10 protein-coding genes, 1 tRNA gene and 1 riboswitch are annotated in these 12,642 nt (G+C 65.4%); of the genes, 3 read left to right on the top strand and 8 right to left on the bottom strand.

Going from position 1 to position 12,642, the window contains the following annotated elements; genetic code table 11:
* Positions 1-29: 29 nt before the first annotated feature.
* A riboswitch (cobalamin riboswitch) is annotated at positions 30-269 on the bottom strand.
* A gap of 360 nt (positions 270-629) precedes the next feature.
* Positions 630-914 (top strand): hypothetical protein, encoded by a 285-nt coding sequence (locus tag AC3WJR_RS07670; protein ID WP_492723613.1) that lies wholly within the window; start codon positions 630-632, stop codon positions 912-914.
* 42 nt (positions 915-956) lie between these two features.
* On the opposite strand, the gene AC3WJR_RS07665 is transcribed toward AC3WJR_RS07670, so the two are convergent.
* The 5 genes from AC3WJR_RS07665 to AC3WJR_RS07645 form a co-directional block, all read right to left on the bottom strand.
* A tRNA-Glu gene (locus AC3WJR_RS07665) sits at positions 957-1,031 on the bottom strand.
* A 69-nt stretch (positions 1,032-1,100) separates the two neighbouring features.
* Complete coding sequence (recJ, locus tag AC3WJR_RS07660; protein ID WP_492723609.1) at positions 1,101-2,864, bottom strand: single-stranded-DNA-specific exonuclease RecJ; 1,764 nt, start codon at positions 2,862-2,864, stop codon at positions 1,101-1,103.
* A 56-nt stretch (positions 2,865-2,920) separates the two neighbouring features.
* A complete protein-coding gene (locus AC3WJR_RS07655; RefSeq protein ID WP_492723607.1) occupies positions 2,921-3,601 on the bottom strand; it encodes a prolyl hydroxylase family protein in 681 nt (226 codons plus the stop codon).
* A 73-nt stretch (positions 3,602-3,674) separates the two neighbouring features.
* Complete coding sequence (locus AC3WJR_RS07650; RefSeq protein WP_492723605.1) at positions 3,675-4,628, bottom strand: RcnB family protein; 954 nt, start codon at positions 4,626-4,628, stop codon at positions 3,675-3,677.
* Positions 4,629-4,739: 111 nt separating this feature from the next.
* Positions 4,740-5,279 carry a (2Fe-2S)-binding protein gene (locus tag AC3WJR_RS07645; RefSeq protein ID WP_492723603.1) on the bottom strand — a complete coding sequence of 180 codons (540 nt, stop codon included), beginning with the start codon at positions 5,277-5,279 and terminating at the stop codon, positions 4,740-4,742.
* Positions 5,280-5,386: 107 nt separating this feature from the next.
* Here AC3WJR_RS07645 and AC3WJR_RS07640 point away from each other — a divergent pair, with 107 nt between their 5' ends.
* Complete coding sequence (locus tag AC3WJR_RS07640; protein WP_492723601.1) at positions 5,387-6,826, top strand: alginate export family protein; 1,440 nt, start codon at positions 5,387-5,389, stop codon at positions 6,824-6,826.
* 154 nt (positions 6,827-6,980) lie between these two features.
* A complete protein-coding gene (locus tag AC3WJR_RS07635; RefSeq protein ID WP_492723599.1) occupies positions 6,981-9,242 on the top strand; it encodes a glycoside hydrolase family 3 C-terminal domain-containing protein in 2,262 nt (753 codons plus the stop codon).
* Between the two features lie 180 nt (positions 9,243-9,422).
* Here AC3WJR_RS07635 and AC3WJR_RS07630 read toward each other — a convergent pair whose 3' ends face one another.
* The 3 genes from AC3WJR_RS07630 to AC3WJR_RS07620 are packed head-to-tail and all read right to left on the bottom strand — an operon-like array spanning position 9,423 to position 12,546.
* A complete protein-coding gene (locus AC3WJR_RS07630; protein WP_492723598.1) occupies positions 9,423-10,184 on the bottom strand; it encodes a class II aldolase/adducin family protein in 762 nt (253 codons plus the stop codon).
* A gap of 59 nt (positions 10,185-10,243) precedes the next feature.
* Positions 10,244-11,362: a CaiB/BaiF CoA transferase family protein gene (locus AC3WJR_RS07625; RefSeq protein WP_492723596.1), complete on the bottom strand. Its 1,119-nt coding sequence runs from the start codon at positions 11,360-11,362 to the stop codon at positions 10,244-10,246.
* Entirely contained in the window at positions 11,362-12,546 is a 1,185-nt protein-coding gene (locus AC3WJR_RS07620; RefSeq protein WP_492723594.1) for an acyl-CoA dehydrogenase, read from the bottom strand. Before AC3WJR_RS07620 ends, AC3WJR_RS07625 begins: the two co-directional genes overlap by 1 nt.
* Between the last annotated feature and the right edge of the window lie 96 nt (positions 12,547-12,642).

Below are 12,642 nucleotides of genomic sequence, written 5' to 3'. Positions count from 1 at the left end.
CCGTGCCGCGGCCACCCCCTGGGCCAGGCAAGAGCGACCAGACGCCGGCAGGTCTCCTGGCTCACGGGTCATCACACGATGCACGGCCTTCCCAGGCCTTGCGTGACATCACGACCGGCCCAGTGGCTGCTCCTTCCGAACAAGGAAGAAGCGAAATGCATCGCGCTCGCCGCTTACAGTTGCAGGGACAGCCTCGGCTTCAGGTGGCGAGCCACCCTCACCGCGTTCCCTTTTAAGCCCCTTTCGGGGCACCGACGCGATCATGCCGGCCTCTTCACTTGGAACAGGTCAGCGGAGACTGTGTATCCTGACGAAGATCATCCGGCAATCGGTCGAAGCGACTATTGCAACGGCCCAGACGGAAACTCGGTGGTCCTCAACAAATAGTGAGAGTTGGGAACGGGCGCATGCATCACGATGTCAAGGTCTGGGGCATTGCTGCATTACGGAGTACCTGACCCGACACCGCCTCAGCCTTGGTCGGCAAACCGAACACTGAAATCGAATGCTCTATTGTCAGCGTGTCACGGACTCACTCCAGTTGTGCGCGACTAGTCGCGTGCAGACGACGATGTCCCAAATGCAGGTATTCCTCGATTAGTCTGCTACCGGCCAAGACGTATTTGCTGATGGCATCCCGCCTGATACGTATCATCGTCGCAACTCATTACGAGGTCACCGCGATGAACGGCATGGATATTGACACGGTCATCCATGACACACGCGTGGTGGGGGAGCGTAAGCTGTCGCGTGGCTTCATCGAGCGTATGAACACCATTCGTCTAGGGTGTAAGCGCCACGATCTGCGCTTGGCCTGTTGGCGGGAATTGAAACATCGAGGGCGCGGAGTCGCGTCGCAAGAGGGACGCCCGATTGGGCACCCTATTCTCAACTTATACGTGGTCGGTTTCTAATGTTCTAAATCTCGTCACCATATTGAAAACTGCTTTTCAAAATGGTGACCCCTACGGGAATCGAACCCGTGCTTCAGCCGTGAAAGGGCCGCGTCCTAACCGCTAGACGAAGGGGCCGTCCCCGATTGCTCGGGAAGCGAAGGGCCGGTTAGGCAAAGTCTGCGCGGCGGTCAAGCGCTTTACGCATCAATTTGCCCATGCTGCGTCATCGAGGTGTAATTCTGCGGATGGTCGCGTGCCCCAGTCGTCCAGTTTAGCGCGCCCTGCGAGCCACAGGCGGCGGTGGGGCGGGGCGCCGAGCAGGGCCTGGCCCAGCAGCCCTTCTGCTGCGCGAAACGCGACCGTCTTGAGCGTTCCGCCTCCGTCCCCGGAAACAATCGCCCGGACATGCCCGTTGCCGACGATGTCGGCCTTGATCACGCGGACCGGTCCCGCGACGATTCGCGGTTGCGGCCAGCCCATGCCGTAGGGGCCGCCCGCTTCCATCGCAGCGACCAGTTCCGGGTTCACGCCCGCGGTCGTCAGCACCGCGTCGAGCAAGAGGGCGCGGTCGCCCATGGCGCGCGTGACCGCTGCGTCGAGCCGGTCGCTCAGGAAGTCGTCGAGAAGCGCGATTCGGTCTTCGGCAATCGTCAGCCCTGCCGCCATGGCGTGCCCGCCACCCGCGACGAGCAGCTCCGAGTCCTTTGCCGCCAGCACTGCCGCGCCAAGGTCGACCCCCGGGATCGATCGGCCCGATCCTTTGCCCATCCCGGCATCGTCGATCGCAATCACGAGCGCCGGGCGTCCGTATTTCTCCTTCAACCGTCCCGCGACAATGCCGATGACGCCGGGGTGCCAGCCATGCCCCGCGACGACGAGCACCGCACGGTTGCTCTTGGACTGCGCGATGATATCCGCGGCTTCCTGGACGATCGCCTCGATCGCGCGGCGTTCCTCGTTGAGCCTATCCAGTTCGACCGCGATCGCATCCGCCTCGGCCTGATCGCGGGTGGTGAGCAGCCGCACGCCGAGATCGGACTTGCCGACTCGCCCGCCCGCATTGATGCGCGGTCCGAGTGCGAAGCCGAGATCGCTGCACGTAGGGGCGCGCGTGAGACGCGAAGCGGTAATGAGCGCGTTCAGCCCGATATTGCGACGCTGCGCCATCACCTTCAGGCCCTGCGCGACGAATGCGCGGTTGAGGCCCTTGAGTTGTGCCACGTCCGCGACCGTGCCGAGCGCGACAAGGTCGAGCAGATCGAGCAAGCGTGGTTCGGTACGGGTCTCGAAATAGCCGCGTGCGCGCAATGTGCGCACCAGCGCCGCGGCGAGCAGGAAGGCAACGCCAACGGCGGCGAGGTGACCGTGCGCCGCGCCATCGGTCTCGTCGAGACGGTTCGGATTGACCAACGCATGCGTCAGCGGCAGCGCGGCGGCACATTTGTGGTGGTCGACGACGACGACGTCGACCCCGGCTTCGCGCGCGGTCGCGAGCGCGTCGAACGCCTGTGCGCCGCAATCGACGGTGATGATCAGGCTTGCGCCCTCATCGTGCAGTCGGACCATCGCGGGACCGGTCGGACCGTACCCTTCGGTCAGGCGATCGGGAATATAGGGGCGGGCCTCTGTCCCAAGATCGCGCAGCAGCAGGATGACGAGTGCGGCGGACGTGGCCCCGTCGACGTCGTAATCGCCGAACACTGCGACCTGTTCACCTGCCACGACCGCATCGGCTAGCCGGTTCGCGGCCTTGTCCATGTCCTGGAAGATCGACGGGTCGGGCATGAAGCCACGGATGCTCGGTGCCTTGTACAGCGCGATGTCGTCACGCGAACACCCGCGCGCGAGCAGCAGTTGGGTGACGAGGTCGTCGGGCGCGAAGCCCGGGTCGCGGGCGTCGGTTTCGAGCAAACGCCAGCGCCAGGGCTGGCCGAGGATCGAGCGGTCAATATTGAGGACGGTGTTCACGGCCTCGCTGTAGGGGATCGGGCCGGGCGCGCAAAGGCCGCGACGCGGTTGACCGATCAGGACTTGATCCAGCTGCCTTCGCGAAACCATTTGGTGATGATGTATTTTGTGCCCCCGGTGACGGGCATACCCTCATGCAGCGTGTCGGTATTCGGGCTGCCGTCGGGGCGCATGTTGTTCCACGCGAGCAGCAAGCCGCGTTTGGGCGCGATCCGCACGCCGATCAGCGGGAACCACGTCGCCCCACCCTCGTCGACGTCGTTGAGGTAGATCATCGCAGTCCAGGTCCGTTGCCCGCCGCTTTCGATCATCTTGGGCCAGTAGGGCTGGTCCTGGTTGAAGTAATCGTTGTGCGCGCGGAAATGCTGGCCGACCGCGTAGCGTTGCCCCTGCATTGTCTCGCCGTGGACAGGATCGATCCCGAGCAGCGCGGCGATCGCCTCGTCGGTCGGGCGGACGTCGGGGGACCAGCGATCCATGTCACAGCTCTCGCTGGTCCGGAATTCCTGCACGGCGTCCTCGGCCAGGACGGTCGAGCGACGGCGGTTGGCGTCGATGATCTTGGCGAACTTCGCGCAGGTGGCGGCATCGAGGAAATCGGGGTGGCGATAGATCTGTGCCCCGTCGACCTGCGACCGCGTGACCGACGGATTGGCGTCGAGGCGGCGCGATACCGTCTCTCCGAACGTGCGACGCACCGGCGACGTCGCCGGCGACTTTTTGGAAAAGAAGCCCATGTCCCGTAACTTTGCTGTCGGATCAGCAAAAGACAAGGGGGCCGCGCCGCTGATTGGCGCGACCCCGATCTGTTTACCAGAAGATGTCGTAGACCGTATCGACGACATTGCCGGTGCGGACGTCGACCAGCAGTGCGTCGTTGTAGTAGCGGACCCAGCGATATGGGCCGTAGGCCGGCGGCAGGCGGTAATAGTCTGCGTTGTCGATCCAGTAATCCTGCCGGAACAACAGCGAGTTCAGCTGGAAACCGATCCCGAACCGGCGATAGCCATAGCCCCAGCCGCTTGGCGCATAATAGCGGGGCAGGCGGTAAACCCCGTAATTTTGACGCCGATAGGTGCTGTAATTGAACCGATTGTCGCGCCGCCAGTCCCGATTCCAAGCACCGTTGCCACCGTTCCAGCCACGATTGCCGCCGTTCCAACCCCGGTTTGCGCTGCGTATGTCGCCCCCGCGGCCATTGCCGTTCTGCCAGTCGTTGCCTCGGCCGTTCAAATCCCGGCGATCGTTTCCGCGCCAATCATTGCCCCGCCGATCGTCGCCCCGCTGATCGAAAGAACGGCGATCGTCAAACCGCCGGTCGCCCTCGGTCCCGCTGCGCTGACCAAAGCCCTGGTTGGGGCGCTGGCCGGGTTGGGCCGTGCGATCCCATCCGCCGGGACGCTGGAAGCCGCCGCGGTCGCCGTCCGGGCGGTTCGGCCGGTCGGGCCGTTCGAACCGCGCCTGCGGCTGTCCCTGCGGCTGGGGCTGCGGTTGAACCTGGGGCTGGGCGGGCGGCTGACCCTGGAACTGGGGTTGCCCGTTGGCGCGCTGCTGCCAGCGCTGGCCGCCGTCCTGTCCACGTTCGCCGCGGAACCCCTGGCCCCGATCCTCGCGCTGGAACTGGCCCTGCGGTTGCGCCTGTTGTCCGGGTTGGCCGCCGCGTCCTTCGCCGCGACCGCGGCGTTCGCCGCCGTCCTGCGCCAACGCCGCCGCCGGGATCAGGGCCGTTGCCGCAATGATGGCGGCGAGCAAAGACTTGCGCATCGATGATGTCCTTTACCGCGGCAGGGCAGAAGACCGGGCCGTTATGTACGATGTACCTCGCGCACGCTGCATCATGGCTGAATTGTCATGACAGCATTGCGAAAGCTTTCCTCACCGTCGCACGACCAGCGCGGGAACGCTACGCGCTGCTTCGGCGGGGAGGGTGCCGGGGGCAGGGGGCGCATCGACCGTTTCGTCGCCGCGCTGGATGCTTGCGGCGAGCATGATCGCCTCGACCAGTCGCGGGTAGATGCCGCAGCGGCACAGGTTGGTGATCTCGCGGCGGATGTCGTCCTCGCTCGGGGTGCGATTGTGCTGCAGCAGGACCGACGCCGCCATGACGATGCCGGGAATGCAGAAGCCGCACTGTACGACGTTCTTTGCGATGAACGCGGTCTGCACCGGGTGGCTGCGGTCGCGTGACAGACCTTCGATCGTGGTGACGTAGCTCCCCTCGACCGCCCCGATCGTGCGCTGGCACGATCGCACCGCAGCCCCATCGATGTCGACGGTGCAGGCACCACAATCGCCCGTGCCGCAGCCATATTTCGTGCCGGTGAGATTGGACGCTTCGCGCAGTGCCCACAGCAGCGGGGTGGCAGGGTCCATCGCATATTGGACGGGCTGATTGTTGACAGTGAAGCGGGTCATGACAGCCGCCGGTCTTACGGGAACTTCAAAGGCTATCAAGCGCTTCGAGCCACGGGTGGTGTCGCGTCAAATCAGGGCGTGGCAATCAGGTGCAGGGATTACACGCAATGACGCCGGTTCGGTTGTTACGCGGTGCCGTTCGATACGGTGCCTGGGCGAGCATCGTCGGCGCGCCTGCGCTTGCGGGTGCGCAGTCGTTGCCCGCTTCCCCGGCATCGTCGACCGAGAAACCGGGGCAGGAGGATACCGCCCCCGCAAAGGACGACAGCGGTCTTCTCGTTACCGCGGCGATGCGCGTCCGGTACGAGACGGTGGGGGGACGGCCTCGCCCGGACTTCGCACGATCGGAGCAGGCGTTGCTGGTGCGGACCGGGGTTGCGGTGGAATATGGCCCCGGGCCGCTGACGATCGGGGGCGAACTGGTGGATAGCCGGGGCTATGGCATCGGCAGCACCAGTCAGCTCGACAATGACGACATCAACGCGCTCGAACTCCCGCAGGCGTATCTCAAGCTGCGACTGGATCATGGCACCGGCCCGGTCGGCAAGGTGGCGATCGAGGGCGGTCGGTTCCTGGTCAATCTGGGGTCCGGGCGGCTCGTCGCGACCGACGAATATCGCAATACGATCACGGGGTTTACCGGCCTGCGTGTCGATCTCGAGCCGAGGCGCAATACCGACATCAGCGTGTTCTATCTCTTGCCGCAGGAACGCCTGCCCGACGGCGAGGACGCCATTCGGCGCAATGTGGTCCGGTTCGATCGCGAGACGTTCGACGAGGTCTTCTTCGGGGCCTATGTCCGGCAGAAGCAGGTGTTCGGTCGCGGCCAGATCGAAGCGGCCTATTACCGACTGGCAGAGCACGATTCGGTCGATCGCACCACAGCGGATCGGCGGCTCCACACGATTGACGTGCGGCTGTCCCGGGAGCCGGAACCACGCGCGTATGATTACGATTTCGAAGGGGCTTACCAGTTCGGTCGCGCAAGCGATTCGACGATGGCCGACGCGACCAATGCGCGGGTGACGGCGGGCTTCGCCCATGCGGCGGCCGGGTACAGCTTTGGCGGTCCGCTCAAGCCGCGCATCGGACTTTTCTATGATTATGCGAGCGGGAACGGGCGGCAGGACGGTACGGGCGGCGTGTCGCATCGGTTCGATACGCTGTTCGGCAGCCGTCGCAATGACTTCGGTCCGTCGGGCACCTATTCGGCGCTGGCGCGGGAGAACATCAGCGCACCCGGCATCCGGTTCGAAGCGAAGCCGACCAAACGCACCGAGGTTCTGGCGGACTATCGCGGCGTCTGGCTCGCATCGCGCTATGACAGGTTCTATAACATCCTGGACCGTACGGGTCGATCGGGTCGGTTCGGCGGGCAACAGGTCGAGGGGCGCCTGCGCTATTGGGTCATACCGGAGCATCTTCGTCTCGAAAGCAACTTCGCCGTGCTGTTCAAGGGCGACTTCCTGCGGAACGCGCCCGATGCGATCGCGCAGGACGATACGACCGTGCGCTTCATCGAAACCAACCTGCTCGTCACATTCTGAAGACGGCGCCTGGAATTCTGAGACCGAAACCTGACATCGCCAGCAGAGTACGACGTTTGCCGGATCGGTTCGGTACCGATACGGCTATATCCCATCATCGGCATGACGGCAGCGATTCGGGGCCAATCGAACCGCGATCCAGGGAGAGAAACGAATGACGTTCCGTGTCGCGGCTGCGCCGCTGTTGCTGATCGCCGGGGCCGCATCGGCGCAGGTCGCCGCGCCGCCTCCGCCCGCCAAGGTCGCACCCGATGCGGGGATGCCGGCACTACCGGCGTGGGACAAGCCTGCGCTGAAGGGCGCATGGAACGACACGAAGCGGACCCCCGAAGCACGCGCCAAGGCGCTCGTCGCCGCAATGACGCGCGATGAGAAGCATACGTTGGTGTTCGGCTACTTCGGCACCGATTTTCCCATCTCGCGCTACACCGCGCCCAAGGAAGCCCTCGCGGGATCGGCTGGCTATGTTCCGGCAATCCCGCGCCTCGGCATTCCAGCGCAATATCAGACCGACGCGGGCGTCGGCGTCGCCACGCAGGGCGGGGCGAAGGTCAAGCGGGAGCGGACTGCCCTGCCATCGGGGATCGCGATCGCGGCAAGCTGGGATCGCGACGCGGCCTATGCGGGCGGCGCGATGATCGGCGATGAGGCGCGGCGGTCCGGGTTTAACGTGATGCTCGCGGGCGGGGTCAACTTGATGCGCGAGCCGCGCAACGGGCGGAACTTCGAATATGGCGGCGAGGATCCGGTCCTCGCGAGCACGATCGTCGCGCAGCAGGTGATCGGCATCCAGTCGAACCATGTCATTTCCACGATCAAGCATTACGCGTTCAACGACCAGGAAACCGATCGCAACGCGGGTAACTCGGTGATCGACCATAGCGCCGCACGCGTGTCCGACCTGCTCGCGTTCCAGTTGGCGATCGAGGCCGCCAAGCCCGGTTCGATCATGTGCTCCTACAACCGCGTCGACGGCGCCTATGCGTGCGAGAACAGCTGGTTGCTGACCGACGTGCTGCGGCGTGACTGGGGCTTCAAGGGCTATGTGATGAGCGACTGGGGCGCGGCGCACAGCACGGTCGCCGCCGCCAACGCCGGGCTCGACCAGGATTCGGGCTTTCCGTTCGATACCAAGCCCTTCTTCGGGCGACCGCTGGCCGAGGCGCTCGATCAGGGGACGGTCAAACCCGCGCAGCTCGACCTGATGGCGGAGCGCATTCTGTACGGGATGTTCGCGCACGGGCTGTTCGAGCATCCGTTGCAGCAACAGACGATCGACATACCGGGCCATGCCGCGATCACGCGCGCCGCGGCCGAGGCGGGAACGGTGCTGCTCAAGAACGAGCGCAACCTGCTGCCGCTGACTGCCAGCGCCAAGCGGATCGCGATCATCGGCGGCCACGCCGACAAGGGCGTGCTGGCGGGCGGCGGATCGTCTTTGGTCTATCCCGTCGGTGGCAATGCGGTCCCCGGGATCACCCCGGTCTACTGGCCGGGCCCGGTGATGTATTATCCGTCCTCGCCGATGGAGGAGATCAAGCGGCAGGCCCCCGGTGCGGACGTCCGCTTTGCCGACGGCAACGACCCCGCCGCCGCTGCCGCGCTGGCGCGGGACAGTGATGTCGTGCTCGTGTTCGCGACGCAATGGGCCGGGGAGTCGTTCGATGTGCCGATGGCGCTCGACGGGAAGCAGGACGCGCTGATCGATGCGGTCGGCGCGGCCAACCGCAACACGGTGGTCGTCCTCGAAACCGGCGGTCCGGTTGCGATGCCGTGGCTCGACAAGGTCGGTGCGGTGCTGGCGGCGTGGTATCCGGGGACTGCCGGTGGGGCGGCGATCGCCAACGTGCTGACGGGCAAGGTCAATCCGTCGGGGCGTTTGCCGGTCACCTTTCCGCGCGGGGTGGACCAGTTGCCCGATCCGGCAGCGCCGCACAGTGGCGACGTTGTGTACCGCGAAGGGGCCGCCGTCGGTTACAAATGGTTCGACGCAAAGGCGCTCAAGCCTTTGTTCCCGTTCGGTTATGGTCTGTCGTATACGCAATTCACCGGCAGCGGGCTCAAGGCTGGCGTAGCGAACGGGACGATCACCGCAAGCTTCCAGATGCGCAACACCGGCGCGCGGGCGGGGGCTGCCATCGGGCAGATTTATGTCTCGCCGGTCGCGGGCGGATGGGAAGCGCCCAAGCGGCTTGGCGGGTTCGCGAAGGTGGCACTGGCCCCCGGTGCGAGAAAGAATGCGTCGGTGACGGTCGATCCGCGGGTGCTGGCGACGTGGGACGAAGCCGGGCAGCAGTGGCGCATCGCCGGTGGCGCTTACCGTGTGATGTTGGGGACCTCCGCTGCGGACATCACCCAGACGGTGACGGTGACCGTCCCGGCGCGGACGATGCCTGCGACGTGGCGGGCGCGGTAACTGGCTGGCCGTTGACCTGAGCGAGGTGGGCCAGTGCGAAGGTGGCGCTGGTCCTTCGACTTCGCTCAGGACGAACGGTGGTGGTGAGGACCGAATTGCGGGTGCGTGGGTGCTTACCGTTGCACCCGCCCCCCGTTCGGGCTGAGCGAAGTCGAAGCCGCTTACCGGGCGCGTCCCTCTTCAGGCGCGCCACCCGGTGTCGATCTTGTCGACCAGTCGTACCATCGCGGCGAAGTCCGCCTGCCCGGGGCCACCCGGAACCTGCGCCATGTGCAGGTCGCGCTGGTGGACCGCGACGACTTCGGGGGATACCTCCAATGGGGTCCCCATGCTCGCCGTCGCCACCTGGATTTCGCACGCGCGTTGCAGCGACCAATGCTTGATGAACGCCTCGGGCAAGGTCCGGCCCATCACCAATATGCCGTGGTTTTTCAGCAACATGACGCGCTTGTTTCCCAGATGCTCTAAAAGCCGCGTGCCTTCCTCGTCGCGTACCGTCACGCCCTCGAAATCATGATAGGCGATCTGGCCTGCGAAATTGCATGCGTAGAAGTTCGTCGGGCGTAACCCGCCCTCGACCGAACTGACCGCCATGCCTGCGGTGGTGTGGGTGTGCATGATGCAATGCGCGTCGGGCAGGTGCCGGTGGAACAGTGCGTGCTGGACGAACCCGGCGCGGTTGACGGGGTAGGGGCTGTCGTCGAGCTTGTTGCCGTCGATGTCGATCTTGACGAGGCTGGAGGCGGTGACTTCACTGAAGTGCAACCCGAACGGGTTGATCAGGAATGCGCCTTCCTCGCCCGGGATCTTGAGCGTGATATGGTTGTAGATCATCTCCGACCAGCCGAGCATCGCGAACACGCGGTAGCAGGCGGCGAGTTGCTGGCGCGCCTCCCATTCGGCCTCGGACATCGGCACGGTACGGACTGCGGCGGTGGCCATGGATCGTCTCCTATCTGTGCTTTTCTGGAATTATCGCATGATCGCCGGGAGCGCGCAAATCACAGCAGCGCCGCGATCTCGGTGGCGCTGAACCCCGCTTCCTGGAGGATCGTCGCGCTGTCTGCCGCGCCGGCCATCCGGGGCGGAACGGTCGCGCTGGCGGAATAGCGCGGGGCGGGGGCGGGTTGAACGACGTTTCCGCTGGTGACGAACGTTCCCCGCGCGATGTTGTGCGGATCGGCGACCGCTTCGTCGAAACCGAGCACCGGGGCGACACACGCTTCATGTCCGGCGAAGGCTTCGATCCAGGCATCGCGCGAGCGTTCCCGGAACCGCTCGGCGAGCGCGATCTTCAGTCGTGGCCACTGCGCCACGGCGAACTGTCCGTCCCATTCCGGCCCGTCGAGCGCCATGACGCGACGCAATGCGGCATAGAATTGCGGTTCGATCGCGCCGACCGCGATCCATTTGCCGTCGGCGGTTTCGTAGGTGTCGTAAAAGGGCGCGCCACCGTCGAGCAGGTTGGTGCCGCGCGCATCGTTCCACAGCCCCATCGCGCGGAAACCCCAGACCATGCTGGAGAGCACGGCGGCGCCTTCGGTCATTGCGGCATCGACGATCTGACCCTCGCCGGTCGCTTTCGCGTGGAGGATCGCCGCGAGCATCCCGAACGCGAGCATCATGCCGCCGCCGCCGAAGTCCGCGGCGAGGTTGATCGGCGCGGTCGGTTTGCGCCCCGCCTCGCCGAGCGCGTGGAGCGTGCCCGAGATCGCGAGATAGTCGATGTCGTGCCCGGGCGCATCGGCTAGCGGGCCGGTCTGCCCCCAGCCGGTCATGCGTCCGTAGACCAGCCGCGGATTGTCCGCGAGCAACAGATCCGGGCCGAGACCGAGCCGTTCCATCACCCCCGGACGGTATCCTTCGATCAGCCCGTCGCACGTGCCCGCCAGCCGTCGCACCGCTGCAACCGCATCCGGCCGTTTCAGATCGAGCACGATCGTCCGGCGTGATCGCAACAAAGGGTCGCGCGACGGGTCGGTCAGGCCGCCGCTGGAGGGCCTTTCGACACGAATCACCTCCGCGCCGTGGTCCGCCAGCATCATCCCGCAGAACGGCCCCGGCCCGATCCCCGCCAGCTCGAGGATACGCAATCCGGCGAGGGGCGGGGCGGCGGGCATCAGAAGGCCGCGATGCCGGTGATCGCGCGTCCGAGGATCAGCGCGTGGACGTCGTGCGCACCTTCATAGGTGTTGACCGTCTCCAGGTTCATCATGTGGCGCATCACCTGATATTCGCCCGAGATGCCGTTGCCGCCGTGCATGTCGCGCGCCATCCGCGCGATATCGAGCGCCTTGCCGACGTTGTTGCGCTTGACGATCGAGATCATCTCGGGCGCGAACCGGCCCTGGTCCATCAACCGCCCGACCCGCAGGCTCGCCTGCAGCCCGAGCGCGATCTCGGTCTCCATGTCGGCCAGCTTCTTCTGGAACAGCTGCCGCCCCGCCAAAGGGGTGCCGAACTGGTTGCGATCGAGCCCATATTGGCGCGCCGCATGGAAGCAGAACTCCGCCGCGCCGAGCGACCCCCAACTGATCCCGTAGCGCGCACGGTTGAGGCAGCCGAACGGACCCTTCAGGCCCTGCACGTTCGGCAGCAGCGCGTCTTCGCTCAGCTCGATCTCGTCCATCAGGATCATGCCGGTGATCGACGCGCGCAAGCTGAGCTTGCCCTCGATCTTCGGAGCGGAAAGGCCTTTCGCGCCCTTTTCGACGATGAAGCCGCGGATGCCGTCGCCATGCGCGTCCGACTTTGCCCAGATCACGAAGACGTCGGCGATCGGCGAATTGGAAATCCACGTCTTCGCGCCCGACAGCAGATAGCCGCCATCGACCTTCTTCGCGCGCGTCGTCATGCCGCCGGGGTCGGACCCGGCATCGGGTTCGGTCAGACCGAAGCAGCCGATCCATTCGCCCGTCGCGAGCTTAGGCAAATACTTCTGCTTCTGTTCTTCCGAACCATAAGCGAGGATCGGGTACATCACGAGGCTCGACTGGACCGACATCATCGAGCGGTAGCCTGAGTCGATCCGCTCCACCTCGCGGGCGACCAGGCCGTAAGCGACATAGGATGCGCCGACGCCGCCATATTCCTCGGGCACGGTCGGGCCGAGCAGGCCGAGCGCACCCATTTCGCGGAAGATCTCGGGATCGGTCGTTTCGTTCTGGAATGCGTCGACGATCCGGGGGGCGAGCTTGTCCTGCGCATAAGCGCGCGCGGTGTCGCGGATCATGCGTTCGTCGTCCTCGAGCTGGTCGTCGAGGAAGAAGGGGTCTGCCCAATCGAAACGCGCCATGTCGGCCATGAGATACTCCGTTGACTGTCTTACTTGCTGCCCGGTCTGGTCCGCTTCCCCGGCGGAGGCCGGGGCCCAGGGGCGGAGCGATCGTTGTCGAACGCT

It is taken from the genome of Sphingomonas sp. FW306-05-A (assembly GCF_058782275.1).
Note: the sequence above shows the minus strand (reverse complement) of the source record. Positions and strands in the feature narration are given on the sequence as shown.